The organism is Hyphobacterium sp. SN044 (genome assembly GCF_021864465.1).
GTDB lineage: Bacteria > Pseudomonadota > Alphaproteobacteria > Caulobacterales > Maricaulaceae > Hyphobacterium.
In genome coordinates this window covers 455,489-480,196 of record NZ_JAKKUV010000001.1, presented here as the reverse complement: position 1 = coordinate 480,196, position 24,708 = coordinate 455,489, and the positions used below count along the sequence as shown (strand labels likewise).

23 protein-coding genes are annotated in these 24,708 nt (G+C 65.3%); 4 read left to right on the top strand and 19 right to left on the bottom strand.

The annotated features are described in order from the left end of the window. Positions 1-4: 4 nt before the first annotated feature. From guaA to L5876_RS02375, 9 genes are all read right to left on the bottom strand, one after another. Entirely contained in the window at positions 5-1,579 is a 1,575-nt protein-coding gene (guaA, locus tag L5876_RS02415; RefSeq protein WP_236954491.1) for a glutamine-hydrolyzing GMP synthase, read from the bottom strand. 408 nt (positions 1,580-1,987) lie between these two features. Continuing rightward, complete coding sequence (locus L5876_RS02410) at positions 1,988-3,298, bottom strand: RsmB/NOP family class I SAM-dependent RNA methyltransferase (RefSeq protein ID WP_236954490.1); 1,311 nt, start codon at positions 3,296-3,298, stop codon at positions 1,988-1,990. Positions 3,299-3,410: 112 nt separating this feature from the next. After that, positions 3,411-3,845, bottom strand: coding sequence for an MAPEG family protein (locus tag L5876_RS02405; protein ID WP_236954489.1), 435 nt, complete (start codon positions 3,843-3,845; stop codon positions 3,411-3,413). Continuing rightward, positions 3,845-5,317 carry an IMP dehydrogenase gene (guaB, locus tag L5876_RS02400; protein ID WP_236954488.1) on the bottom strand — a complete coding sequence of 491 codons (1,473 nt, stop codon included), beginning with the start codon at positions 5,315-5,317 and terminating at the stop codon, positions 3,845-3,847. Before guaB ends, L5876_RS02405 begins: the two co-directional genes overlap by 1 nt. Before the next feature lie 554 nt (positions 5,318-5,871). Beyond that, complete coding sequence (locus L5876_RS02395; RefSeq protein ID WP_236954487.1) at positions 5,872-6,222, bottom strand: endonuclease domain-containing protein; 351 nt, start codon at positions 6,220-6,222, stop codon at positions 5,872-5,874. A 466-nt stretch (positions 6,223-6,688) separates the two neighbouring features. Continuing rightward, the gene (locus tag L5876_RS14805; protein ID WP_236954486.1) at positions 6,689-9,853 is read right to left on the bottom strand and encodes a type ISP restriction/modification enzyme; all 3,165 of its coding nucleotides are present in this window, start codon (positions 9,851-9,853) and stop codon (positions 6,689-6,691) included. Positions 9,854-9,924: 71 nt separating this feature from the next. Further along, the gene (locus tag L5876_RS02385; RefSeq protein WP_236954485.1) at positions 9,925-10,128 is read right to left on the bottom strand and encodes a hypothetical protein; all 204 of its coding nucleotides are present in this window, start codon (positions 10,126-10,128) and stop codon (positions 9,925-9,927) included. A gap of 784 nt (positions 10,129-10,912) precedes the next feature. After that, a complete protein-coding gene (locus L5876_RS02380) occupies positions 10,913-11,671 on the bottom strand; it encodes an RlmE family RNA methyltransferase (RefSeq protein ID WP_236954484.1) in 759 nt (252 codons plus the stop codon). Beyond that, the gene (locus L5876_RS02375) at positions 11,668-12,798 is read right to left on the bottom strand and encodes a Ppx/GppA phosphatase family protein (RefSeq protein ID WP_236954483.1); all 1,131 of its coding nucleotides are present in this window, start codon (positions 12,796-12,798) and stop codon (positions 11,668-11,670) included. The genes L5876_RS02380 and L5876_RS02375 overlap by 4 nt, the downstream gene beginning before the upstream one ends. A gap of 161 nt (positions 12,799-12,959) precedes the next feature. Here L5876_RS02375 and hspQ point away from each other — a divergent pair, with 161 nt between their 5' ends. Then, entirely contained in the window at positions 12,960-13,292 is a 333-nt protein-coding gene (hspQ, locus tag L5876_RS02370) for a heat shock protein HspQ (protein ID WP_236954482.1), read from the top strand. A 364-nt stretch (positions 13,293-13,656) separates the two neighbouring features. Here hspQ and L5876_RS02365 read toward each other — a convergent pair whose 3' ends face one another. From L5876_RS02365 to L5876_RS02340, 6 genes are all read right to left on the bottom strand, one after another. After that, complete coding sequence (locus tag L5876_RS02365) at positions 13,657-14,670, bottom strand: fumarylacetoacetate hydrolase family protein (RefSeq protein WP_236954481.1); 1,014 nt, start codon at positions 14,668-14,670, stop codon at positions 13,657-13,659. A 24-nt stretch (positions 14,671-14,694) separates the two neighbouring features. After that, the gene (locus L5876_RS02360) at positions 14,695-15,030 is read right to left on the bottom strand and encodes a hypothetical protein (protein WP_236954480.1); all 336 of its coding nucleotides are present in this window, start codon (positions 15,028-15,030) and stop codon (positions 14,695-14,697) included. Between the two features lie 9 nt (positions 15,031-15,039). Further along, the gene (locus tag L5876_RS02355; RefSeq protein WP_236954479.1) at positions 15,040-16,002 is read right to left on the bottom strand and encodes a sodium-dependent bicarbonate transport family permease; all 963 of its coding nucleotides are present in this window, start codon (positions 16,000-16,002) and stop codon (positions 15,040-15,042) included. 15 nt (positions 16,003-16,017) lie between these two features. After that, positions 16,018-16,650, bottom strand: a complete 633-nt coding sequence (locus L5876_RS02350) for a carbonic anhydrase (protein WP_236954478.1) — start codon at positions 16,648-16,650, stop codon at positions 16,018-16,020. Between the two features lie 298 nt (positions 16,651-16,948). After that, positions 16,949-18,097: a homogentisate 1,2-dioxygenase gene (locus L5876_RS02345; RefSeq protein ID WP_236954477.1), complete on the bottom strand. Its 1,149-nt coding sequence runs from the start codon at positions 18,095-18,097 to the stop codon at positions 16,949-16,951. Between the two features lie 48 nt (positions 18,098-18,145). Then, on the bottom strand, positions 18,146-18,559 hold the full coding sequence (locus tag L5876_RS02340) for a hypothetical protein (protein ID WP_236954476.1): 414 nt from the start codon (positions 18,557-18,559) through the stop codon (positions 18,146-18,148). A gap of 72 nt (positions 18,560-18,631) precedes the next feature. Here L5876_RS02340 and L5876_RS02335 point away from each other — a divergent pair, with 72 nt between their 5' ends. Continuing rightward, positions 18,632-18,847: a hypothetical protein gene (locus L5876_RS02335; protein ID WP_236954475.1), complete on the top strand. Its 216-nt coding sequence runs from the start codon at positions 18,632-18,634 to the stop codon at positions 18,845-18,847. Here L5876_RS02335 and L5876_RS02330 read toward each other — a convergent pair whose 3' ends face one another. Together L5876_RS02330 and L5876_RS02325 are read right to left on the bottom strand one after the other, a co-directional pair. Beyond that, positions 18,848-19,933 (bottom strand): isoaspartyl peptidase/L-asparaginase family protein, encoded by a 1,086-nt coding sequence (locus tag L5876_RS02330; RefSeq protein ID WP_236954474.1) that lies wholly within the window; start codon positions 19,931-19,933, stop codon positions 18,848-18,850. A gap of 62 nt (positions 19,934-19,995) precedes the next feature. Then, positions 19,996-20,406, bottom strand: a complete 411-nt coding sequence (locus tag L5876_RS02325; RefSeq protein ID WP_236954473.1) for a DUF3574 domain-containing protein — start codon at positions 20,404-20,406, stop codon at positions 19,996-19,998. A 158-nt stretch (positions 20,407-20,564) separates the two neighbouring features. Between L5876_RS02325 and L5876_RS02320 the strand changes: the two genes are divergently transcribed. Further along, the gene (locus L5876_RS02320) at positions 20,565-21,896 is read left to right on the top strand and encodes a hypothetical protein (RefSeq protein ID WP_236954472.1); all 1,332 of its coding nucleotides are present in this window, start codon (positions 20,565-20,567) and stop codon (positions 21,894-21,896) included. A 188-nt stretch (positions 21,897-22,084) separates the two neighbouring features. Here the strand turns inward: L5876_RS02320 and L5876_RS02315 are convergent, their stop codons facing one another. Together L5876_RS02315 and L5876_RS02310 are read right to left on the bottom strand one after the other, a co-directional pair. Beyond that, positions 22,085-23,062 (bottom strand): NADPH:quinone oxidoreductase family protein, encoded by a 978-nt coding sequence (locus L5876_RS02315; RefSeq protein WP_236954471.1) that lies wholly within the window; start codon positions 23,060-23,062, stop codon positions 22,085-22,087. Positions 23,063-23,209: 147 nt separating this feature from the next. After that, positions 23,210-23,659: a hypothetical protein gene (locus L5876_RS02310; RefSeq protein ID WP_236954470.1), complete on the bottom strand. Its 450-nt coding sequence runs from the start codon at positions 23,657-23,659 to the stop codon at positions 23,210-23,212. A gap of 96 nt (positions 23,660-23,755) precedes the next feature. On the opposite strand from L5876_RS02310, the gene L5876_RS02305 reads away from it, so the two are divergent. After that, complete coding sequence (locus L5876_RS02305; protein WP_236954469.1) at positions 23,756-24,706, top strand: LysR family transcriptional regulator; 951 nt, start codon at positions 23,756-23,758, stop codon at positions 24,704-24,706. Positions 24,707-24,708 lie beyond the last annotated feature (2 nt).

The following is a 24,708-nucleotide window of genomic DNA, read 5'->3' as shown; positions in this document are numbered from 1 at the left end:
TGTCCTACTCCCACTCAATGGTCCCGGGCGGCTTGGACGTCACGTCATAGACGACGCGGTTGACGCCGCGCACCTCGTTGATGATGCGCGTGGCGGTGCGCCCCAGGAAGTCGTGGTCGAAGGGGAAATAGTCCGCCGTCATGCCGTCGACCGAGGTGACGGCGCGGAGCCCGAGAACGGCGTCATAGGTCCGCTCGTCGCCCATCACGCCGACGGTGCGCACCGGCAGCAGCACGGCAAAGGCCTGCCAGATCTGGTCGTAGAGGCCGGCCTTGCGGATTTCCTCGATATAGATCGCGTCGGCCTTCCTCAGGATGTCCGCCTTCTCCTTCGAAACGGCGCCCGGAATCCGGATGGCGAGCCCCGGACCCGGGAAGGGGTGACGGCCGACGAAGGCGTCGGGCAGGCCGAGCTCGCGGCCGAGCGCACGCACCTCGTCCTTGAAGAGTTCGCGCAGCGGTTCGACGAGCTTCATGTTCATCCGCGCGGGCAAGCCGCCGACATTGTGGTGGCTCTTGATCGTCACCGAGGGTCCGCCATCGAAGCTGACGGACTCGATCACGTCGGGATAGAGCGTGCCCTGGGCCAGGAAGTCGGCGCCGCCGGCCTCTTTCGCGTGCTTTTCGAACACGTCGATGAAGAGCTTGCCGATCGTCTTGCGCTTGGTTTCCGGGTCGTCGATGCCGTCAAGCGCAGTGAGGAAAAGTTCACCTTCGTCAGCATGTACCAGCGGAATATTGAAGCTGTCCCTGAACAGGGTGACAACCTCGTGCGCCTCGTTCATGCGCATCAGTCCGGTGTCGACGAAGACGCAGGTCAGCTGATCACCGATCGCCTCGTGAATGAGGACGGCGGCGACAGCGGAGTCGACGCCGCCCGACAGGCCGCAGATCACCCTGCCCTTGCCGACCTGTTCGCGGATCTTGGCGATCGCCTCGTCCTTGAAGGCGGCCATCGTCCAGTCGCCCTTGAGGCCCGCAATCCGGTGGGTGAAGTTCTTCAGTATCTCGCTGCCGCGCGGCGTGTTCGTCACTTCCGGGTGGAATTGCACCGCGTAGAAGCGCTTTTCCTCGTTCGCGATGGCGGCGAAGGGCGCGCTGTTGGTTTTCGCGATGACGTGGAAGCCCGCGGGCAGCGCCGTGACGCGGTCGCCATGGCTCATCCACACGCGTTCCTCGTGGCCGATCGTGCCGAGGCCTTCAAACAGCGGGCTGTCCGCCACGAAGGTGATGTCGGCGCGGCCGAATTCGCGCTCGTCGCTGGCCTCGACCCTACCGCCCAGCTGGGCGCACATCGTCTGTTCGCCATAGCAGATGCCGAGGACGGGAACGCCGAGCTCGAACACCACACCGTCGGCGCGCGGGGAGTTCTCCCAATGCGTCGAGTGGGGCGAGCCGGACAGTATGACGGCCTGGGGGTTGTAGTCCCGGATGAAAGCTTCATTGGCGCGGTTGAAGGGGTGCACTTCGCAGTAGACACCGCTCTCGCGCAGGCGGCGCGCGATCAGCTGCGTCACCTGGCTGCCGAAGTCGATAACGAGGGCTTTTTCGTGGGATTCGGAGGCGTTGATCTCGGTCATGCCGCCCGATAGCGCGAGTCACCGCGAAAGGCGAGTCGGGGGTGTGGTTGAGTCCTCAATGTTTTGATGTTTCCCGGACGCGCATATGCGCGATCCGGGATCCAGATAATTCGAGCGGAGTATGGGCCCCGGTCTTCGCTGACGCGAAACCGGGGGGCGTCAATCAAATCCAAACAATGAATTCCCCGCGGAAGCGGAGACCCCGACCGTTGCCGGAACAATGGCGGAGCCCGGTCGCCGCGCGTTGTTCGCGGCGCCTCTGACCCTCGCTGGTTCGAGGTCCCGGATCGCGCAGTCGCCCGTCCGGGAATTCAGGTTTGGTGAATGACCAACCTCGTCACCCCGGCGGAAGCCGGGGTCCAGTTTCACCCGCGCTCTGGATTCCGGCGTTCGCCGGAATGACGGAACTTATCTCCGCTCCATCACCGAGATGAAGAAGCCGTCCGTGTCCGAGCGGCGCGGGCTGAGGAGGATGGCGCCGCTATCGTCCTCGCACTTCGCGAGCACGTCCTCCGCGCCCGGGGCGAGGCCTCCGGAGGCTTTCAGCGCGGCGAGCGTCGAGCCCTGTTCGAAGCCGCCATCGCGCGTCAGGAAGGCCTCGACCCGGTCGGAGTTTTCCTCCGGCAGGAAGGAACAGGTAACATAGACGAGCCGCCCGCCAGGCCGCACATAGCGGCTGGCGCGGTCGAGCACTTCGTCCTGCTGTTCGATGCGGCGGGCGAGCGCTTCGGGCTTCAGCCGCCATTTCGAGTCCGGCCGCCGCCGCCACGTCCCCGCCCCGGTGCAGGGCGCGTCGATGAAGACGACGTCCATCTTCCCCTCGAGGTCGGCGAGCGCTTCGGCTTCCGGCCCGTCCTTGACCTGGACATTGCGCGCGCCGGCGCGTTTCAGGCGCGGCCAGATCGCGCGCAGGCGGCGCCAGTCATGGTCCCAGGCATAGACCTGGCCGGTATTGCCGGTCATCGCGGCAAGCTCGAGCGTCTTGCCGCCCGCGCCGGCGCAGAAATCAAGGATTTGCGCGCCCGGTTCCACCGCCGCGGCGAGGCCGGCGATCTGGCTGCCGGCGTCCTGAACCTCGACCCAGCCCTTGCCATAGGCCGGAATGGATTCGGCGGGCGCGTTCTTGCCGCGCGGGTCGGTCTGCGGAATGCGGATGGCGTGGGCGACAAGCGCGCTCGGTTCGGCGGTCGGGATTTTCGACTGCACGGCGGCCAGCGCCTTGTCGGTCTCGGCCTTCAGCGCATTGACGCGCAGATCGACCGGTGCGCGCGACGCGAGCGCCGCGCCCTCTTCCGCCGCGTCACGCCCGAAGGCACGCTCCAGCGATGTCGCGAGCCAGCCTGGATAATCGCCCTGCACATGCGCCGGAGCGCCGGTCAGGGTGCGGGCGAAGCCCTCCAGTTCGGCCTCGGTGGGCAGGTCCGGGGCGTGTTCGTCGCCGCCAAACAGGGCGGTCATGTCCGCGCCGCTCATCCCCCAGGCATGGACCATCGTACCCAGCACGAGGGCACGCGGCGTCTCGTCCTGCATCAGATGCGCGACGGAAGCGCGCTTGCGCAGCGTGTCGAGCACCAGACCGCCAATCCATGCGCGGTCGCCGGAACCGGCGAAGCGGTGCGCGGCGCCCCATTCCTTGACCGCCGTCTTGGCCGGGCGGTGGTGCGCCTCGATCGAGGTCAGCACCTCGATCGCGGCGGCGATGCGTCCGGCTTCGCGCATCAGAAATGCCCCCCACCCCGGCTTTTCCCACAGGGGGAAGGGGCGGAAACGCCGCGCCAATCCCCTCCCCTTGAGGGGAGGGTCAGGGTGGGGTGAAAAACGAACTGACGCATCAGGCCGCCGGCAGGGTGAGGAGATGGGTGAGGATAAGCGCCCACATGACCAGCACGGTCAGCGCGCCGGCCACGAAGGCGAGGAAGCGGTGCAGGATGGTGTTGGTCGTGACGAAGATGATGGCGTGCAGCGCACGGAAGGCCACGAAGACCCAGGCGAGGATCGCGAAGACCGGGCCCGCCGCGCCGACCTGCAGCGCCACGAGCGCCGCCACGAAGAAGAGCGAGGGCACCTGGAACTGGTTGTTCACGCAGTCCGACAGCTGGACCAGCTTTTCCGGGAAGACGAGCTTGCCGTCCGGCCCGCGCTTCGCCCGGCCCTTGGAGGCCGCCAGATAGCGGCCGATCCCGAGGGAAAACAGCAGGATGATGACGATCGCGGCTTGCGCAATCATGGCGTAGAACAGGCTGAGATGCGCGGCGGGAAAGGCCATCAGCTGGCGCTCGGATAGTTGGGGGCCTCTCGCGTGATCGTCACGTCATGGACGTGGCTCTCCTTCAGGCCCGCATTGGTGATGCGCACAAAGGTCGCGCGTTCGCGGAAATCGCGCAAGGTCGCCGCGCCGGTATAGCCCATGGCGGCGCGCAGCCCGCCGACCATCTGGTGCAGGATCGGCCCGGCCGGACCCTTGTAGGCGATCTGGCCCTCGACACCCTCGGGGACCAGCTTCATGCGGTCGGTGACTTCCTTCTGGAAGTAGCGGTCGGCACTGCCGCGCGCCATCGCGCCGACGCTACCCATGCCGCGATAGGCCTTGTAGGAGCGGCCCTGGAAGAGGAAGACCTCGCCCGGGCTTTCCTCGGTGCCGGCCAGGATCGAGCCCAGCATGACGGCGTCGGCCCCGGCGGCGAGCGCCTTGGCCATGTCGCCGGAATACTTGATGCCGCCGTCGGCGATGATGCTGGCGCCACTGCCCTCGGCGGCGCGGCGCGCCTCCATGATGGCGGTCAGCTGGGGCACGCCGACGCCCGCGACGATGCGCGTGGTGCAGATCGAGCCCGGCCCGATCCCCACCTTCACACAGTCCGCCCCGGCATCGATCAGCGAGCGCGTCGCGTCATAGGTCGCGACATTGCCCGCCACGATGCGGGCCGTGTTCGACAGGCGCTTGATGCGCTCCACCTGTTCGGGCACGGACACGGAATGGCCGTGCGCCGTGTCGATCACGATCACGTCGCAGCCCGCCTCGATCAGCGCCTCGGCGCGTTCGAAGCCAGAATCGCCCACCGTGGTCGCCGCGGCAACGCGCAGGCGTCCCTGCGCGTCCTTGGCCGCCATCGGGTGCGACTGGGCCTTCTCCATGTCCTTCACGGTAATGAGGCCGAGGCAGCGATTCTCGCCGTCGACGACCAGCAGGCGCTCGATCCGGTGCTTGTGCAGCAGGCGGCGGGCGGCGTCCTCGCCCTCGCCTTCCAGAACCGTGACGACCTCGCGGGTCATCAAATTGGCGACCTTCTCGTTCGGGTCGTCGGCAAAGCGCACGTCGCGGTTGGTGATGATGCCGACCAGCTTGCCGGGCGCGCCGCCGCCCCCGCCTTCCACGACGGGAATGCCGGAGACCTTGTGGTGCGCCATCAGATCCTTCAGCTCGGCCAGGGTCGCGCCGGGATTGATGGTCACGGGATTGACCACCATGCCGCTCTCGAAGCGCTTCACGCGGCGCACTTCCTCGGCCTGCTGCTCGACGGTCAGGTTGCGGTGGATGACGCCCAGCCCGCCCGCCTGCGCCATGGCGATGGCCAGCGGCGCTTCGGTGACGGTGTCCATCGCCGCCGACAGGATCGGAATGTTCAGGTCGATTTCGCCGGCGATGCGGGTTCGCACATCGGCATCGGCCGGCAGGACGCTCGATTGTCCGGGCTGCAAGAGCACGTCATCGAAGGTCAGCCCTTCGCGAATCTCCATCAGAGATCCTCCACTGCTGCTTGCGGGCGCGCTTTAGAGGGGATTGCGAATGAGGGCAAGGGGGCGGGACGGCTTGCGGCGCAGGGCGGGTCTGCGGCGGCGGGCGGGGACAAGTGAAGATGAGAAGATCGCGGAAGATGGTTTTGAAGATGACGATGATTTTCGCGGCTTCCGCCGAAACGCCCCGGAATCGCCCTTTTGGGGCGGGGATAGCGGCGGGGACACGCCCCGCATGATCGACGATGATCGCGGCGTTTTCCGGCATTTTCGCCGTCCTGGAAAAGGTCTTCGTGATCTTCGGGAACGTCTTGGTGGTTTTTGGCCCGCGTTACCCGGTTGCGAATTCGCCCTCCCCCTTGCGGGGAGGGCGGGCGGCCGGGCCGCAGGTTCGGCCGGCGGGTGGGGGTCTGCAAGGCCGGTATCACCCCACCCCGCTCCCGTCACCCTGACGGGTGCCGCTCGCGTCCCTCCCCCTCAAGGGGAGGGAAGAGGTTGCCCTTCCGAGCGGATGGAACGCAGACCTTTCGCCCTCGCCCTCAAGAGGAGGGAGAGCGTCATGGTCCGGGATGGCGTTCTTCGAGGACCTGACGGATGGCTTCGAGCACTTCGGGCAGATTGTTCCGGATGTCGGAATTCCAGAACCGGAGCACCTTGTAGCCGCGCGATTCGAGCCAGGCACTGCGTTCTGCATCCGCGCTGCGCGCCTCAGGCGTGTTGTGTTGACCGCCATCAAGCTCGATCACGACCCTGCAGGTGTGGCAGGCAAAATCCGCAATGTAAGGACCGATCGGCACCTGCCGGCGCACCGGAAAGCCCTCCTTGCGCCAGTGCCGGATATGCAGCCAAAGCCACTGTTCCGTATCGGTGGCGTTGTTGCGTAGCTGGCGGGCACGGTCGCGGCTCATCGCACAAGACTATCCTGCCTGCATGCTTTTGCCCTCCCCCTTGCGGGGAGGGGAGAGGTTGCCCTTCCGAGCGAATGGAACTCAGACCCGTCGCCCTCCCCCTTGCGGGGAGGGCAGGCGGCCGGACCGCAGGTTCGGCCGGCGGGTGGGGGTCATGAGATAAACAATCACCCCACCCCGCTCCCGTCACCCTGACGGGTGCCGCTCGCGTCCCTCCCCCTCAAGGGGAGGGAAGAGGTTGCCCTTCCGAGCGGATGAAACGCATACCCTTCGCCCTCCCCCTTGCGGGGAGGGCAGGCGGCCGGACCGCAGGTTCGGCCGGCGGGTGGGGGTGTTTCATGGGGTCCCCATGACAATGGGGACCTGAAGTTTTCACCAAGCCTCGGGTTCCCGCTTTCGCGGGAACCCCGGTGAAATTCACTTCACGCTCACCCCACCCCGCTCCCCCTCAAGGGAAGGGAGGGCGTCAGTTGCCCTCACCCGCCCCCTCGATCGGCAGCTTGATCTCCTTCATGATCCGGTCGGTTTCGGACAGGATCTTGATGATGCGCTGATAGTGCTGGACGTCAGCATAGCTGAGCGTGCGGCCCTTGCGGTCCTTCAGCCATTTCTGCGCCGGCTGGTACCCGCCGATATGGAAATTCCAGGCGATTTCGGGGACGCCCCGGAAGCCCTGATCGGTGTTGATCCAGACCGTGCCGGTGCCGCCTTCGGCGGCGTCGAATTCAGGCTTGACGACCACGTTGCCGCCCGACCCTTCAAACGGATAGGGCGTGTCGCCGATCACGGCCGGTTCCATCAGGTGCAGGCGGCGCAGTTGCTCGCCCTTTTCCTGGACATGCCAGAACACGTCCGGGCTCGCTGGCCACGGGATGCGCGGGAAGTCGATCTTCAGGAATTCGGCGAAGGTCTCGCGATAGTCCGGGCTGTGCAGCACGCCATAGATGTAATCGAACACGGCCACCTCGTCGGGCTTGCCATGCTCGGGGTGCGTCGCGAGTTCGCGAATGCGCTTGTAAAGCTTCGGATCGAAGTTCACCCGGCGCGTCTGGTCGAGCGAGTCTTCCTCAGGGTAGAGGTAGAGGGGGAAGAGACTATTTATATCGTAAGCGCCGAACGCTTTGTGGCCCGCAATGGACTGCACAGCGATTCCGCCGATTCCATCCTTCGTTTGGCCCGGAATACAAACGGCTAGATTTTCGGTTCCAGCGAGGTTTCTCATCACCTCATCGCGCGGACGGCAGATAAAGCCACGCGAAGTGCCGGTGTAAAAGGTCCAGCGTGTATCGAAAGGGCGGTAGGCAATCGGAACAATGCGATCTTCGGATAAATTCTTCTTCACATCGGCCTGCGCCCAGCCGACCTGCCAGTCCTGCACATCCTTGCCGAGTTGGTATTTGGTGCGCGCTTCTTCCACGGGCAGCGCGGCAAAATCCAGCACCCGCCGCCAGAGCTCACTCTTGTCCATGTCGATGGTCAGCGCATCGCGCGCGGTGACGATGCCGACAGAATTGACCGGCATCAGTTCCTGCACCCCAAAGCCATCGCGATAGGTTGCCTCAAGCGCGTAGTCGCGCCTCGTCATCACATAATGCGGCGCGGGAAGTGGCAGCGATTCAAACACCGCTGCGCTCAGGTCCGTATTGCGCAATGCGTGATACTTGCCGTTTCGCGTGCCCCATAAGTCTCCATGCAAGACTTCGGCGGGCTTGTCCTCGACATTTTCGCCCGTTTTCACCGCAATGATAATCGCCACGCCCTGCTGGATATCGAAAACATTCTTGTCCGCCGATCCATCCGGGGCGACTTCCTTTTTCTTGGCATTCCCGTGGAGGTCGAGCACCCAGATCTTGTCGAAGGTCTTGAGGAGGTGCCAGCGCATCCCCCGGAAGGTCGGGTTGTCGAGATAGCCGTGATTGGTGATGAAGCCGAGCACCCCTTCACCATTCTTCTCGATCAGGTGCGACGACAAGCGGATGAATTTCACATAGAGGTCGTTGAGCCATTTGGGATTGCGTTCTTTCAAACGCTCCTTCCCGCCTGGCTCCTTCTTGTAGTCGTCCATCAGGCCGCCAATCCAGCCTTCGGACTTGCCGCCTTCGCCGAGATAAGGCGGGTTGCCGATCACGCACATGATCGGCTTGTCGCGCTTGATCGTGTTGGCCCCCTTGGTCTCGTTCGACAGCCATTGCGCGAAGGGCAGGGTCTGGTTGGCGGGCTCGCCTTCCTCCAGTGAGTTGGTCAGCCAGACCGACAGGCGCGGCGGCTCCTTCGTCGGCTGATAGCCCAGTTCGGTCAGGATCATGTCCAGCTTCATGTGGCACATGGCGTAGGACGCCATCAGAAGCTCGAAGCCGTGCAGGCGCGGGATCAGCTCGTTCTCGATATATTGCGGCCACATACCGGGCGCGACGCCCTTCACCCGGGGCGCAATCTGCTTGATGACCTCGGCGAGGAAGGTGCCCGTGCCGGTGGCGGGATCGAGAATCTGGACCCGGTGAACCTCCTTCTTCTCGGTGATCCTCTTGCCCTTCTTGTCGGTCTGTCCGGTTTCCCAGTCGATGGTGATCTTCGAGGTATCGGCGAGGCCTTCGGGCAGGCCGAATTCGGTCTGCAACACCTCGTCCACCGCGCGGACAATGAAATTCACCACGGGCTCGGGCGTATACCAGACGCCGCGGGCCTTGCGCTTGGCCGGGTTATAGGCCGCGAGGAAGGTTTCGTAGAAGTGCAGGAAGGGGTCGTTCTGCCCCGTCAGCTTGCCGAAATCGGCCATGATTTCCGGCAGGTTCGCCGCCAGGAAAATCTTCGCCAGATCGTCGATGATCCACGCGATGCGGTCATCAAGGTCCGGCCCGGCGATGAAGACGAAGAGGCTGCGCAGGAAGGGGTTCGACTTCGGCAGCAGGGTCAGCGCCTCTTCCCGGCTGAACGTGTCCAGCGTGGGATCATGCAGGCGCGCGCCGAACATGCCGTAGGCGATCGTCTCGGCGTAGATATCGGCGAAATCCGACGCCGTGATGTCGTGGATCAAATGCTGTTTGAAGGCCTTGTATTGCGCGGTCAGCTCGCTGCCCTCGCCTTCAAGGTCTTTCACCAACGCGCGGCCCATCACGTCCTTGATGATGGCCGCCTTGGCGGCCATGAACTCCGCCAGCCGCCGCGAACTCGTGATCGTGCGCGGGGTGGAAGCGATGAAATCGCGCAGCTGGTTTTCCAGCGCGTCGAACGCATCGGGCTTGGGGACCAGCCCCATCAGGAGATCACCGATGCTGATTTTCCGGATCAGCTCGCCTTCGCGGTAGAATTCGAAGTCCAGCGAGTTGGTATAGAGAAGGTTCGGGAAGCCTTTCAGATAACGCTGCTTCTGCTCGACGCTGTAGCCACTCAGCGTTTCCAGCCCCTTGTCGATGTCCTTGGCTTCGCAAAAGCCGACGGCGACATGGTTCCGGTCATAGAAGATGAAGTCCGGCGCGCCGACCTCTGACCGGCCGGGTTCGTTGATCGCCTGGATGTCGTCGCTCAGCCGGTTGAACAGGCGTTCCAGCGCCGGGCGGTAGCCATGCTCTTTCGCAACGCCGCTCGCATAGACCCTGCTGATCTCGTCGAAATACTCCGCGACGATGCCCACGCCTCACCTCCCCCGCGATTCCGTCGGTGTGACCTTAGCTTGTGGGGGATGGAAGGGAAGCGGGAGCGGTGTCAGCGGCGTTCCGGGCTGGCCTCGAAGAGTGCGCGGGTTTCTGCAGCACGGGGATCGGGTGAGTTCCTTTCGGCCTCGATGAACGCCAACCCGGCGAGGGCGTCCTCGATGTCGTCCGGCGTCCATCCTTCGGACAGCAAGCGGCTGACTTCATCCGGCGTCAGGGCCAGCGCTTCGGCCGGTGTGTCGGGCTTGTGTGTCATCGCACCAGTCTAGACCGATTGCACAGGCGGATGAAGGTCCGGGGCGGTGTCTGGATTCCCGCCTTCGCGGGGAATACACAAGCTCAACAGAACGCCAATCCTGACGTTCCCCGGTTTCGCGCAGCGAAGACCGGGGTCCAGAAATTATGAAACATGGATCCCGGACCGGCTTCGCCGTCCGGGAAACGTCAGAAGGATCCAAATCCTCACCCCACCCCGCTCCCGGACTTCTGCGAAGCCCGCTCGCGTCCCTCCCCCTCAAGGGGAGGGAGGGCGGTTGTCCGTCCGGAAGTGCGCTGGTGATTCAGTCTCTCCCGCCAAGCCCCTGATCCGCGATTCGAATTCGCAGGCCTTGAGACGCTGATTCAAGTCGCGCGGCGAGTTCAGAGTTTGATTCAAGTTCGGGGCGGCACACTCGGGCCGGCCGGTTCAGACACTGATTCAGGTGAGTCAGGTCTTGAGTCCGGGAATGGATGTAAGGTGTTGCTCAGCCTACACTTTCGTCATTCCGGCGAACGCCGGAATCCAGAGCCACGCTTGATCTGGATCCCGATTTTCATCGGGATGACGGGCAGACCCCGGTCTTCGTCTTCCCGCGAATGCGGGGACCCCGAAACCGGGAAGCGTCGTGAAGCCCCCTCCACCACTTCGTGGTCCCCCTCCCCCGTAAACGGGGGAGGAAACCGGTCTTGCATAGCCCCACCCTGGCCCGGCCCCTGCCGGGGCGTTCGACGCTCGAAACGCTCCACCGGAGCGTTTCGTGGCCCTTACGGGCCACCGCGTCTTACCCCTTAAACCCCATCGCGAGGAGGAAGGTCTCGGCGCTGTCGGAGCGGCTGGAGGGCGGTTTGGCGTGGCGGACCTTCTCGAAGCGCGGCTTGAGCTGGGCGAGGAGACTGTCCTCCGTCCCGCCCTGGAAGACCTTGGCGACGAAATGCCCGCCGGGCTTCAGCGTTTCGAGGGCGAATTGCGCGGCGAGTTCCACGAGGGCGACGATGCGGAGGTGATCGGTCGAACGGTGGCCGGTCGTCCACGGCGCGAGGTCGGAGAAGACCGCGTCGGCCGGGCCGCCGAGGCGTTGCTTCACGATGTCCGGGGCGCCGGGCTCTGTGAAGTCGAGCACGAAGAGGTCGGCGCCGGGGATTTGTTCCATCTCGAGCAGGTCGATGCCGATGACATGCTCCGCGCCGCGATTGAGCGCGACCTGGACCCAGCCGCCCGGCGCGGCCCCGAGATCGACGATCTTGCCGCCCTTCGGGATGAGGTGGAAGCGGTCGTCGAGTTCGGACAGCTTGTAGGCCGCGCGCGAACGATAGCCTTCCTGTTTCGCCTTGGTCACATAGGGGTCGTTCAACTGGCGCTGGAGCCAGAGGGTGGACGAGTTCGAGCGCTTGCGGGCGGTCTTCACCCGCGTGTGAAACTGCTTGCTGGCACGCGGGTCGCCGCCCTTGGTGACGGCCTTCTTCCAGCGGCGCTTGGGCTGGTTGACCGGGTCGTCGCTGCCGTTGGGCCCGCCTTCGGGATTGTCGGTCTCGTCGCTCATTCGGCGGCATCCTTCTTCGCGCGGCGCGGTTTGCGCCGGCGGCGGCGCGGCTTGCGCATCAGGTTGAGGAGGAGGCCTTCGCGCAAGCCCCGGTCCCCGACCCGCAAGCGGTCCGCCGGCCAAGCATCCATCACGGCTTCGAGGATGGCGCAACCGGCGAGGACCAGTTCGGCGCGTTCCCGGCCGATCGAGGGCTCGCCCGCGCGGCCATCGAGATCCATGCCCGACAGGCGGTCGCAGGCGGCGCGGGTTTCCGCCGCGCTCATCCACAGCCCGTCGACCCTGGCGCGCTCGTAGCGCGGCAGGCGGAGGTGGACGCTGGCGACCGACGTGATCGTGCCCGACGTGCCGACAAGATGGGCGCGCCCCTCCTCGAACAGGGGGCGCAGGCGTTTGGCGCCCTTGGGCACTTTCAGCAGGTCCGCGGCGTAGGCCTTCATGGCCTGATACCATTCGGCGCGATTTTCGTCCGGCTCCGGGAAGCGCTCCGACAGCGTGACGACGCCGACGGGTGCAGACGACCAGGTGCGCACCGGCGGGCGGCCGCCGCTGGCATAGCCGCCGCGGGCGCGCCATTCGGCGAGATCGACCCAGCACAGCTCGGTCGAGCCGCCGCCAATATCGACGACCAGCGCGGCGTCGAAGCGGTCGTCCATCAGGTCGAGGCAGCCGAGCACGGCCAGGCGCGCCTCCTCCTCGGGGGTGATGATGTCGAAATCCAGCTTCAGCTCGTCGCGGATGCGGGCCATCAGCTGCGGGCCGTTGGTGGCGGTGCGGCAGGCCTGGGTGGCGATGCAGCGCGCCTTGACCACCTCGCGGCGTTCCATCTTTTCCGCGCAGACCTTCAGCGCTTCCATGACGCGCTCGCTGGCGGCGTCGGACAGGGCACCGGAATCGTTCAGCCCCTCGCCGAGGCGGACGATGCGCGAGAAGGCGTCGATGATGCGGAAACCGCCCGGCGTCTTGCGCGCGATCAGCATGCGGCAGTTATTCGTGCCGAGATCGATCGCGGCATAGGCCGGTCCGGGGCCACGCCCCCTTCCGGTATTCCTTTTTTGCCCGTCGGGCGCACCTCCGTCCTGTTGCGGACGGCGTGGCCGTTCGGCGCGGAGCGGCTCCTGCGCCATGGTCTTTCCTTCCGCCGAAGCGCGGCAGCGCCATGATTGTGGCGCGCCCAGCGCAATCCGGCCCGAACTTTGCCTTGAGTGTCAGGATAGTGCGCATCCAGCGATCATCAAGCTGCGTATGCGTGAGCGAGGGACACGCTCCCAGCATTACGGTGGGCAAGATGACCGAAAAAGAAGCAAAATTCGCCATTGGCGCGGTGGTCCGCCACCGGCTGTTTCCGTTCCGGGGCGTCATTTTCGACGTCGATCCGGTGTTCGCGAACAGCGAGGAATGGTGGCTGGCCATCCCGGAGGAAATCCGTCCGCGGAAGGACCAGCCCTTCTATCATGTCTATGCCGAGAACGAGGACAGCTACTACACGGCCTATGTCTCGGAGCAGAATCTGCTGCCCGACGCCGAACACGGTCCGGTCGGGCATCCCGATGCCAAGGCACAGTTCGACCGGTTCGACGGCGAGCGCTACCTGCCCAAGGCCGGTCCGAAGGGGCATTAGGCCAATCATGGGGTCCCCGTGAAAACGGGGACCTGACGCGTGCGGCGAGCTTCGGGTTCCCAATGCCTGTCCCCGCGAATGCGGGGATCGCGGGAAACCCGGTTCTCAAATCGCCAATCCTGACGCTCCCCGGTTTCGGAGTCCCCGCATTCGCGGGGAAGACGAAGACCGGGGCCCGCACAGACAAGAATAATTCTGGGTCCCGGACCGGCTTCGCCGTCCGGGAAACGTCAGTTGGGATTTGAACGCTCACCCCACCCCGCTCCCGTCACCCTGTCGGGTGTCGCTCGCGTCCCTCCCCATCAAGGGGAGGGAGGGGTGTTTTCAACGCACTATTCCGCTGGCAGTCATCCAGCCAACGACATCACCCCTCGTACTTCACCACCGTCTGTTCGATGGCGCCGAAGACGGAATGGCCGGTGCCGTCCAGCATCTCGATGCGGATCGTGTCGCCGAAGCGCATGAAATCGGTCTTCGGCTTGCCGTCCTCGATCGTCTCGATCATGCGGATTTCCGCGATGCAGGAATAGCCGACACCGCCCTCCGATACCGGCTTGCCGGGGCCGCCGTCCATCTTGTTGGAGACCGTGCCGGAGCCGATGATCGACCCGGCGGTGATCGGGCGCGTCTTGGCGACATGCTCGATCAGGCGCGGGAAATCGAACGTCATGTCGACCTCGCAGCGCGGCTCGCCGAATTTCTCGCCATTGAGCCAGGAATGCAGCGGCAGGTGCACCTTGCCGCCGTCCCAGGCATCGCCCAGCTCGTCCGGCGTCACGGCGACCGGCGAGAAGGCGCTCGGCGGCTTCGACTGGAAGAAGCCGAAGCCCTTGCCCAGCTCAGCCGGGATCAGGCCGCGCAGCGAGACGTCGTTGACGATCATGATCAGGCGTATGGCATCCTTCGCCTGGTCGGCCTTCACGCCCATCGGGGCGTCGCCGGTGATGACGGCGACCTCGCCCTCGAAATCGCAGCCCCAGGCCTCGTCGCCCAGCGGGATCGGGTCGCGCGGACCCAGGAAGGCGTCGGAGCCGCCCTGGTAGATCAGCGGATCGGTCCAGAAGCTGTCCGGCATTTCCGCGCCGCGGGCCTTGCGCACTAGTTCGACGTGATTGACGTAGGCCGAGCCATCCGCCCACTGATAGGCGCGCGGCAGGGGCGACATCGCCTCGCGTTCGTGGAATCGTTCGACGGGGACGTTGCCCTCGGTCAGCTGCCAGGACAGGTCGCGCAGGGCGCCTTCGCAATTCTCCCAGTCGTCGAGCGCGGCCTGCAGCGTCGGCGCGACGGTCGAGGCGTCGACACAGGTCGCGAGATCCTTCGAGACGACGACGAGGCGGCCATCGCGGGTGCCATTCCTGAGCGTGGCGAGTTTCATGAGGCGGTTCCTGCTGGTTTGCTTCTAAGTGTCCGCACGGCTTGTGCGGCGGAAATGATCGTCGCGGACGACCTGGACGTCGCTGACCGAGACGATACCGATCTGGCGTGAAAGGACGGCATAGACGGCGGCGAGCATGTCGTCGAGTTCGGACGGGTCGATGATGGCGAACAGCACCATCATGCGCCCGGTATCGCTGATCTCGCCCTCGCGGTTCCAGCGGCCATGCCGGCCGCGCCCCGCGACGGCGGGGATGATGGTATAGCCGCTGACCCCCTTGTCATCGAGCACGCGGCGGAGCCGGTCGATGACGGGAGCCTCGATCACGATTTCCAGGCGTTTCTTGAGCGTGGTCTGCATGGCGGCCTCCTAGCCGAGCGCCCACTGCGCCGCTGCGAAATAGATCGGGATGCCGAAGACAAGATTGAAGGGGAAGGTGATCCCCAGCGACAGGGTGAGCGAGACCGACGGATCGGCTTCCGGCAGGGCCAGACGCATGGCGGCAGGCACGGCGATGTAGGAGGCGCTGGCCGCGAGCGTCATCAGGAGCGCCGCGCTGCCGGGTTCAAGGCCGATCAGGGCCGCGAGGCCGAGCCCGAGGGCGGCGCCAATCAACGGCATGTAGAGGCCGTGCACGAGGACGCGCCAGTCGAGCTTGCCGGCACTGCGGCGGAGGCCGCGGCCGGCAACCAGCCCCATGTCGAGCAGGAAGAGGCACAGCACGCCGCGGAAGATGTCGCCGAAGAAGGGCTGGACCATCGCCATGCCGCGCTCGCCCGTCGCCCAGCCGATGGCGAAGGCGCCGATGAGAAGGACGATGGAGCCGTTGAAGGCAATCTCGCGGATCATGGTGCCGCCGCCCTCGCCTTCGCGCCGGCCGGCGAGCGCCAGGCCGGAGAAGATCGCCGGGGCTTCCATCGCCGCGGCGACCGCGACCATGAAACCGGCCGCCGCCAGTCCCATCGCCATGCCGGCATCGGACGCGGCAATGAAGGTGACGATCGAGATCGAGCCGTAATGCGCGGCAATCGCCGCGGCATCGACGCGCGGCAGGCGGCTGGTGGCGCGCAGCGCGCCGAAGCTGATGAAGGGCAAGGCGGCGGACAGAACGATACCGGCAACGATGGCCAGCGCGGCCGCGACAAGCGGGCTGGCGGCCATTTCCGCCCCGCCCTTGAAGCCGATCGCCATGACCAGATAGATCGAGATGCCCTTGGCGACGGCCTCGGGTATGGCGAGGTCAGAGCGGACGAGCGCCGCCATGAGGCCGAGCAGGAAGAACAGGATGGGCGGCGAGATCAGATTGGCCGCCGCGAGGTCGAACACATCCACGCTGACGCCCTTTCCCTAGTCCTCGAAAACGCTGAACGACCCGTCGTCTTCCATCCATTCGAGGCGGCCATCGGCCACGCCGAAGCGCGCGCCGTGCAGCCTCAACCGGCCGTCGGCAACCGCCTCCGCGACGAAGGGGTAGGTCCTCAGACGCTCGATGGAATGGCGGATGGCGCGCAATTCGAGGTCGTCGGCGATCGCCTCGACCGGGGCATGCGTGCCCAGTTCGGCGCGGCTTTCAGCGAGGGCCGGATCCAGCGCGCTGACCCAGTGGCCGACGAAGAGGCTGCCATCCTTCGGGGCGCCGGCGGCGCAGGCATGGACGCCGCCGCACTGGCGGTGGCCCATGACGAGGATGTTGGCGACTTCGAGCGCCGTCACCGCGAACTCGACCGCCGCGGAGACGCCGTGAAACCCGCCATCGGTCTCGAAGGGCGGGACCAGGTTGGCGACATTGCGCACAACGAAAAGCTCACCCGGACCGGCATCGAAGATCGCGGCGGGATCGACCCGGCTGTCGCTGCACCCGATGACCAGCGTGTGCGGACGCTGGCCCTTGTCGGCCAGCTGCTCGTAGGTGCGCCGGTGACGCGGATAGAGCTCCTCGCGGAAACGGCGGAAACCGGATTCGAGCTTCTCGGGAATCACGGGCGGGGGACCTCGTCTGACGGTTCTATTGCGCGATGGGATACGCCGGGTAGAAGCGGGTTTCAACGCCGTGAAGCGATTTCAGCATTCGGCCCCCCGGTCTGTACCCCTCACCGCCGCTCCCCGGTTTCGCCGCAGGCGAAGACCGGGGCCGGAAGCCATGAAAGCTGGATCCCGGATACCGGCTGCGCCGGTTCCGGGAAGCGTCGGAATGGATTCTGCGAAGCGCTCAGATTTCTAACGTCCCGCGGCTTGGCGAAGCCAAAACCGGGTCGCACAAGCAGAAAGCTTGCCCGGTCTACTCCGCCGCGGCCTTCGGTTTCCAGGAATTGACGTAGTCGTGGTTCTCGACCGCCGCGGCGCCCTCGCCCACGTCGAGCGGGTCGCGGGTGTCGATCATCACGGCGTATTCGTCGGTCGCTTCCTTGGACTGTTTCAGCATGTTCTTCAGCGCCTTGGGGTGCGGCCCGTGGGTGAAGCCCGACGGGTGGAAGGTCATCATCCCGGCATCGATATTGTCGCGGCTGAAGAAGTCGCCGGCGTGGTAGAACAACACTTCGTCGTAGTCGTCATTGTTATGGAAGAAGGGCACTTTCAGCGCGCCGGGATCGGTCTCGAACGGGCGCGGCGCAAAGGTGCAAACGACGAAGCGGTCCGACAGGAAGGTCGTGTGCGCGCTCGGCGGCAGGTGATAGCGGTGGCTCATCAGCGGGCGGATATGGCGCACATTGAGGCGCACCGGCGACAGCTCGCCATGCCAGCCCACCGCATCGAGCGGGTTGAAGGGATAGCGGATGCGGCTGATCTCGCGGCGCTTTTTCACTTCCACCGTCCATTCGTGGTTCTGGTCAGACTGCTGGGCGCGGAAGGCCTCATCCATCTCCGGCGCATCGAGCATGGCCGGGTCGAAGATGGCGTGCGGTCCGACCAGACCCTTGTCCGGCAGGGTGTAGTGGGTGTTCGTCGCCTCGATCATCAGGACGGCGAGCGGCTCTGACGGCACAAAGCGCCACATCGTGCCGCGCGGCAGGTAGACATAGTCGCCCGGCTCCACCGCGAGATGACCGAAGTCGCAGTAAAGATCGGCGCGGCCGGCATGGATGAAGAGCAGCTGGTCGCCATCGCCGTTGCGGGCGAGCGCCGTCATCGGCTCGGCCAGCTTCCAGAAGCGGACATCCGTCGCCTTGTTGTAGAGCACCGGGTGCGAAGCCCACGGGCTGGTCTCGGCGGCGTTCAGCTTCGTCAGGTCGAAGGCGCGCGGCTTCAGCGGGCCATCGAAATCGACCCAGCCGGTCGGCGGATTCTTGTGGTGCAGGAAGGCGGCCGGGCCGAAAAAGCCCTCCTTCGACATCTCGCGCTCATAGGTGCCTTCCGGCATGTCGGCATGCGCCTGACGCGAGGCATTGCCCTCGATCCGGGAGGCGGAAATCCACTTGCGATTGCCCATGACGCGACTCCTTCGGCTGATTGCCGGCGAATATAGTTACATTTGTAACTAATTGGAAGCGGGACGCTGCCGGATCATCGGGAAGATGGCGAAGGCGACCTGACCGGCGAGGCCGAGCAATCCTGCGGCGGACGTCAGGCCCGAGAACCATGCGGCGATCGAGGGAGTGCCGAGAGCAAGCGACAGGGCCAGTTCGGCCGCCATCAGCAGGGCAAAGGCGCTGACCCCCATGACGGCGCGCGCCGCAATCCCCTGCCCCGGCTTAACCCAACGCAGCACCGTACCACAGGCGATCCATGCTACAGCCAGCATGACGGGAAGTTCGATTGCAACAGCGGCAAGGTCGCCGATGCGCGGAGCCAGCAACAGAGTCCGGATCGCGCCCAATACGAAGCCCGCCGCGAAGACGAGCGCGAAATAGAGCGCGCCGGCCGTGACGGGCGAATGTCGATGGAAGGTCATTCCGGGACAGCTTCACGGGAGGGAAACCGCGCATTACTATTCCTCTGCCGGGACGGCATGAGACACGCGATCATGTTCGCAATCGACACACGCTGGACGACCCGCATGACAGACGAAAACCCGGACAATCTGAAAAGCGGACTGGAATTCACGCCGCTCGATGCAAGCGGACTCGTAACCGGTTTCGTGATCGGCTGGCTGCTCTTCGGCAGCTTGCTGTGGGGGCTGATCTTCGCACTCGTCATGGGTGCCGCCTTCAGCACCGGCAGCCGGATCGCCAAGCGCTGATCAGCCTTCGTCCCCGTAGATCGCGATGACCGGGTCTTCTCCCGCGACCTGGCTGGCGCGGTACATGCCCGCCGTGTTGAAGCTCCAGCCCGGCCGGCCATCGCTGGTCAGCACGATCACCCCGCCATCGCCGCCCATATCGGTCAGCGCGCCGTGGATGACGAGATCGGCGGCGGCCTGTCCCGCGTTTTCAATCTCTTCAGCGCCGCGATCCCCCATCTCCACTTCCATGCAGATGCGGGCGGCGACCGACAAGCGGATGAAGTATTCGCCCGTGCCGGTTGCGGAGACGCCGCAGCGCGCATCGGCATAGGTGCCCGCGCCGATCACCGGGGAATCGCCGACCCGGCCCCAGCGTTTGGCGGTCGTCCCGCCGGTGGAGGTTCCGGCCGCGATGTGGCCGTTCACGTCCATCGCCACCACGCCAACCGTGCCGAAACGGTGTTCGAGCGCGTCGCGTTCCAGCAGGGTGTGGTCGACCTCTTCGGGTTCCGGCGCGCCCTGGGGGCGATCCGGGATCGGCAGGCCGAGACCTTCGAGCGCGCGCTCCAGCGCCTGCCAGCGGCGTTCGGTGAAGAAATATGCCGGCTCGACGAGTTCCAGCCCCTGTTCCTCGGCGAAGGTTTCCGCCCCCTCGCCCTGCAACATGACGTGAAGGGAGTTTTCCATCACCGCACGGGCGAGCGAGATCGGGTGGCGGACGTTGGTGACGCCCGCGACCGCGCCGGCATTCATCGTCGCGCCGTCCATGATCGAGGCATCGAGCTCGTTACGCCCGGCGGCGGTGAAGACCGCGCCGCGTCCGGAATTGAACATGGCATCGTCTTCCAGGCCCTGGATCACGGCCTCGACGGCATCGAGCGAAGACCCTCCCGCTTCCAGAACGTCGCGCCCGCGCGTCACGGCGGCCTCCATCGCGGCGCGGTAGGCCGCCTCGGTCTCCGGCGTCATCGATTCGCGTTCGATTACCCCGGCCCCTCCATGGATGACGATGGCCCAGTCCGGGCGATCGTCATTCTGGGCCTGAGCCACCGCCGGAACCGACAGTCCGAGTGCAAGCGCGAGCGCGAGCGCGAATATCCGCATCAGGTTTCTCCCCTTTGTTGCGTGCACATTGCGATCAAGCCAGCCGGTGGCGCAAGCCGAAGTCAGAATCGGACACAGACCGGTTGCAGCAAGGTCATGACGCTCTCCTGCCGGAAGCGCTCCCGATAGACGCTCGCCAGTTCGTCAAACCGTTCGAGATCCTCTGCGGTCATGCCGCCGGGATAGACCCTGATGATGACCTTGGCTCGCTCGCGAAGTTCGCGGCCGTCCTGGTCCAGCCAGCCGCCATCGCTGTCGAGAATTGTGAAGCCCTCGCCAAACCGGGCCCGAACCTCATCGCGAACAAAAACGTCCCATGCCGGTTCGCCGGTCTGGGTCGTTCCCGAAGCCCGGCCAACGTACATTTCGGCACGTGTGGCCGTGTCGAAGCCTTCAGGGCAGGTCAATACGGGAATCACAGACGGGTCCGATGCCGTCAGCAACATCATTGCACTCAAACCGATTTCGATCATCCGGCTGCCTCCCCCCTCGACAACAGAAGCGATCTTCACCCATCGGCACCGCAGTGCAAGACGGGCACAGATGCTTCAGGGAATTCGCGTGATGCGGGTTCCGCCTGTGTCCTGCCTTGTTCGCGTGTTAACCTTCATCAAATCGGGAGGAGACAAGCGTGTTCAAGGGCTTGATGCGGATGATCGGACGAGGCGGCCGCAGCGCGGCGACCGGGGGCAAGCGCGTCTCGAGCGCCGCGGCAGCGCGGGCGGCGGCGGGCTCCGATCCGCATGTCGATCCCGACACGCTCCCCGAAGACGACGCCGAGACCGCCGAACTGATCACCGACGAAACCGGTGCCTTCGCCGAAATTGCCGCCGGCAAGCATTCCGACGACGAACGCACGCTGTTCTTCAAGGCCTTCCCGCGACCGCGAATCTTGTCGCTGAAACCGCGCGATGTCGATCTGAACGTGGCGAAGCTCTACGCCGACAAGGCGCGCCGCTTCTTCGCCTTCCCGATCAATCTGACCAATCAGAATTCGGTCTTCTACGAGGAGAGCGAGGCGGAATATATCGAAGGCATCTACGGCAATAACGAGCGGACGCCGGGCGTGGCCTCCGACGCGACACCGAAGTCGAACACGGAAAAGCAGATCGCCGCCGAGGACCGCTATTTCGTCGGCACGCTGACGCGAATGCGCCGCACCACCAATCACAACACGTCGGTGATGTTCCTGCGGGTCATCCCGCTCTTCCTGACGCTCAGCTTCCTGCCGCTGCTCTTCGTCTATATCCGCACCGCGAACGCGGTGGAGGCGACCGGAGCGGAGGCCATCGCGCTATCCAGCCTGATCGACGATCCGCTGATCCTCGCCTCGCTGGCGATACTCGCAGCGGGGTTTGCGGTGACGGTGTTTTCCTACTTCGTCAGCTACAAGAACCAGCAAATCCGAAACACGATGAATTTCAACGGCTATATCGAAACGCGGCTGAACCGGATCAACACGATCCGCGCCGAAGCGTTGAAGGAAGCCCAGAATGCGGAGAAGGACCGGACGAACGAGGCGGAGACGATCACTGCCGCGGTCAGCTGGACGCTGTGCTTTCACTGGATGATCTGGCGGACCTTCCTCAACGAGCACGGCATCCGGAATATCCTGTTCCAGATCCGGCGGAACTCCGACCTCTACAAATGGGGCAGCTTCGCCCTGCTCGCGGCAATCGGCGGTGCGATCCTGATCCTGTCCTGGCTGTTCGCCGGCCTGTCCGCCGCCGATTTCCTGTGGCTCGCCGCAGGCGTCGGGACATGGTTCGGCGTGGTGGCCTGGCTGCTGATTTTCCCGGTCTTCGCCGACCCGGCCGGCCTCGTTGAAGGCCGATTCTATTCGGGCGAATGGCTGCGCTTCCACACGTCCGGGATCGACAAGGGGATCGAGGATCAGATCCGCCGCGACAAGCGTGAAATCCTCTTGTACCGCAACCGGTTCAAGAGCGACGCGGGGATGTAGGCGTATTCCCTTCTCCCCTTTCTGAAGGGGAGAAGGTGCCCGATGGGCGGTTGAGGGGCTCTGCTCCGTAAGCGCGGGAAGCGGCTTTCCCCCTCACCCGGCGCTGCGCGCCACCCTCTCCCCCTAAAGGGGGCGAGGGGAATCACCGCTCGGTCTTCGCTTCGCGAAACCGGGGAGCGTCTTACTGATTACCCCGTCACCAGAACGGCCTTGCCGCGCACCTCGCGGTTCATCAGCGCGTCGAACGCCTTGGTGACGTCTTCCAGCGTGAATGTGTGCGAGACCATCGGCTTGATCTTGCCCTGCTCGTAGAGCGCGAAAAGCTCGGCCATGTTGGCGCCGTTGCCCTTGGGGTCGCGCGCCGCCCATGCGCCCCAGAAGACGCCGCGAATGTCGCGGCTGTTCAGAAGCGCGAGATTGAGCGGCATTTTCGGGATGTCGCCGGCGGCAAAGCCGATCACCAGGAAACGTCCGCCCCAGCCCATGGCGCGCATGGCCGGTTCGGAATACGCCCCGCCAACGGCGTCATAGACGACGTCGATCCCCTTGCCGTCCGTCAGCTCCTTGCAGCGGGCCTTCAGGTCTTCGGCGTCATAGTCGATCGTCATGTCCGCGCCGGCTTCCTTCGCGGCGGCCAGCTTTTCCGCGCCGCGCGCAGCGGCAATCACGGTCGCGCCCATCGCCTTGCCCAGCTGCACGGCGGCCGTGCCGACACCGCCGCCCGCGCCGAGCACGAGCAGGGTTTCCCCGGCCTTCAGCTCGCCGCGCTGTTTCAGGGCGTGGATGGTGGTCGCATAAGTGGTGATCAGCGCCGCGCCTTCCTCGAACGGCATCGAGGCGGGCATCGGAGCGATGGCGGAGACATGCGCCGCCGCCTTTTCGGCGAAGGCATTCAGCATGGTCGCGGCGATCACGCGGTCACCCGGCTTGAAGCCTTTGACGCCCGGACCGACCTCGGAGATCACGCCGGCGCATTCGCCGCCCGGAATGAAGGGCAGCGGCGGCTTCATCTGGTATTTGCCCTCGACCAGGAGGATGTCCGGGAAATTCACCCCGGCCGCCTTCACGTCGACGATGACCATGCCCTCGCCTGCGACGGGATCGTCGACCTCCTCGACCTTGAGACCGGAGTAAGGCGCGAAGTCGCGGCAGAGGACGGCTTTCATCGGTGAATCCCTTGAGTGCTTCGAATGTCGGGTATGACGATAGCGGGGCAGGCAGGCAAAAGAAAAGGGCCGGAGCGCTACCACTCCGGCCCTTCAGTTGTAGCCCCATCGGGAAACCGCTTGAAACGGCCCGCCGGGACCGGGAGCTTATCGAGCGGTCAGCGCGAGATTGGCCTGAACGACGCCCTCGTTCGGCGCGATCTGACCGGCATAGGCGAAGGCCGCGGCGGCGTCGGCCGGACGGCCGGCATTGTAGAGGGCGGCGCCGTAATTGGTCTGGGCTTCCCAGCTGACGCGGTAGCCATTGGCGGCTTCGCAGGCTGCGATGGCAGCATCGTGATTGCCCAGCATGGACTGCGCAGCGCACAGATTGGCGTAGGCGGCCGAGCGGCGCGACGGAGAGATCGGGCGCGACGCCATCTGGTTCGCCAGTTCGGCGGCGCGGTCATAATCACCCTCGGCAAAGGCGCGGGCCGACAGGGCGATCACGCCGTCGGTCGTGGTCTGAAGCGCGAATTGCGGAGCGGCGTCCTGTGCCGATGCGGTGCCGGCGAGCGCCAGCGCGGCGAGAGCGGAAATCGAGAAGATGCGGGACATGGGAGGTCCTCCATTGGTTCCAACCGAGCCTCACATCTTGGGTGGTTCATCGTTGAATGGAATTGACAGTTCCGCACCATATTCATACAAAAACGTATGATTGAATGGTCAGACCTTCCTGTCGTGATCGGTATTGCCGAAGCCGGCAGTTACACACAGGCCGCACGCGTGCTCGGCATCAGCCAGCCCACGGTCGGCCGAAGGATCCAGGCGCTGGAATCCCGGCTCGGCGCGGCGATCTTCGAGCGCGAGGACGGCAATCTCCACCCGACGGCCTTCGGCCTCGTCGTGCTGGAACACGCACGGCGAATGCAGGACGAGGCGGCGGCCATCGCCCGCGCCGCGATCAGCCAGGACAATTCCCTGTCCGGCCCGATCGTCGTGACGGCCTCGGAAGGCGCCGGGGCCGACTGGCTGCCGAAGGCGCTGAAGCCCTTTTCGGATGACCATCCGAATATCCAGGTCGTGATCAATATCGACAACGCTTCGGCCAACCTCGCCCAGCGGCAGGCCGACATTGCGCTCAGATGGGGCGGACCCGGCAACCAGCAGAGCCTGATCGGGCGCCGCGTGGCGACGGTGAAGGCCGGCTTCTATGCCGAGCGGAGATATCTCGACATCCATGGCCGTCCGAAGCGCCCCGAAGACCTGGCCGGGCATGCGGCCGTGATGTGGAACATCACCGCCCCCTTCGCCTGGCCGGAGACGATCGGCGACCTGCCGATCACGCCCGACCGGGTGGCGCTGGAAGCCAACAGCCCGAATGCCGTCATCGCCGGCATTGCCGCGGGCTATGGCATCGGCGTCGCGACGCACCGCATGGCCCGTGCCCGGCCGGGTATCGAACGCGTCCTGCCCGACTGGGACACGGAGCTCGATCTGTGGCTGGTCGTGCACGAGGACGTACGCCGCAGCGCGCGGATTCGCGCAGCGTATGACCACCTCGTCACCATGGTGGAGATGGACCGCGGCTATTTCGAGCATGGCGGCGCGAGCTGCGTGCTGGAAAACCTGCCGATGCGGCAACGCGAAACGGTCGTCGCCTGAGC

Excerpts from the sequence above, each read along its gene's own strand:
- guaA (WP_236954491.1), bottom strand. The coding sequence starts at position 1,579 with ATGACCGAGATCAACGCCTCCGAATCCCACGAAAAAGCCCTCGTTATC.
- L5876_RS02410 (WP_236954490.1), bottom strand. The coding sequence starts at position 3,298 with ATGCGCGAAGCCGGACGCATCGCCGCCGCGATCGAGGTGCTGACCTCG.
- L5876_RS02405 (WP_236954489.1), bottom strand. The coding sequence starts at position 3,845 with ATGGCCTTTCCCGCCGCGCATCTCAGCCTGTTCTACGCCATGATTGCG.
- guaB (WP_236954488.1), bottom strand. The coding sequence starts at position 5,317 with ATGGAGATTCGCGAAGGGCTGACCTTCGATGACGTGCTCTTGCAGCCC.
- L5876_RS02395 (WP_236954487.1), bottom strand. The coding sequence starts at position 6,222 with ATGAGCCGCGACCGTGCCCGCCAGCTACGCAACAACGCCACCGATACG.
- L5876_RS02385 (WP_236954485.1), bottom strand. The coding sequence starts at position 10,128 with ATGACACACAAGCCCGACACACCGGCCGAAGCGCTGGCCCTGACGCCG.
- L5876_RS02380 (WP_236954484.1), bottom strand. The coding sequence starts at position 11,671 with ATGAGCGACGAGACCGACAATCCCGAAGGCGGGCCCAACGGCAGCGAC.
- L5876_RS02375 (WP_236954483.1), bottom strand. The coding sequence starts at position 12,798 with ATGGCGCAGGAGCCGCTCCGCGCCGAACGGCCACGCCGTCCGCAACAG.
- hspQ (WP_236954482.1), top strand. The coding sequence starts at position 12,960 with ATGACCGAAAAAGAAGCAAAATTCGCCATTGGCGCGGTGGTCCGCCAC.
- L5876_RS02365 (WP_236954481.1), bottom strand. The coding sequence starts at position 14,670 with ATGAAACTCGCCACGCTCAGGAATGGCACCCGCGATGGCCGCCTCGTC.
- L5876_RS02360 (WP_236954480.1), bottom strand. The coding sequence starts at position 15,030 with ATGCAGACCACGCTCAAGAAACGCCTGGAAATCGTGATCGAGGCTCCC.
- L5876_RS02345 (WP_236954477.1), bottom strand. The coding sequence starts at position 18,097 with ATGGGCAATCGCAAGTGGATTTCCGCCTCCCGGATCGAGGGCAATGCC.
- L5876_RS02340 (WP_236954476.1), bottom strand. The coding sequence starts at position 18,559 with ATGACCTTCCATCGACATTCGCCCGTCACGGCCGGCGCGCTCTATTTC.
- L5876_RS02335 (WP_236954475.1), top strand. The coding sequence starts at position 18,632 with ATGTTCGCAATCGACACACGCTGGACGACCCGCATGACAGACGAAAAC.
- L5876_RS02330 (WP_236954474.1), bottom strand. The coding sequence starts at position 19,933 with ATGCGGATATTCGCGCTCGCGCTCGCGCTTGCACTCGGACTGTCGGTT.
- L5876_RS02325 (WP_236954473.1), bottom strand. The coding sequence starts at position 20,406 with ATGATCGAAATCGGTTTGAGTGCAATGATGTTGCTGACGGCATCGGAC.
- L5876_RS02315 (WP_236954471.1), bottom strand. The coding sequence starts at position 23,062 with ATGAAAGCCGTCCTCTGCCGCGACTTCGCGCCTTACTCCGGTCTCAAG.
- L5876_RS02310 (WP_236954470.1), bottom strand. The coding sequence starts at position 23,659 with ATGTCCCGCATCTTCTCGATTTCCGCTCTCGCCGCGCTGGCGCTCGCC.
- L5876_RS02305 (WP_236954469.1), top strand. The coding sequence starts at position 23,756 with ATGATTGAATGGTCAGACCTTCCTGTCGTGATCGGTATTGCCGAAGCC.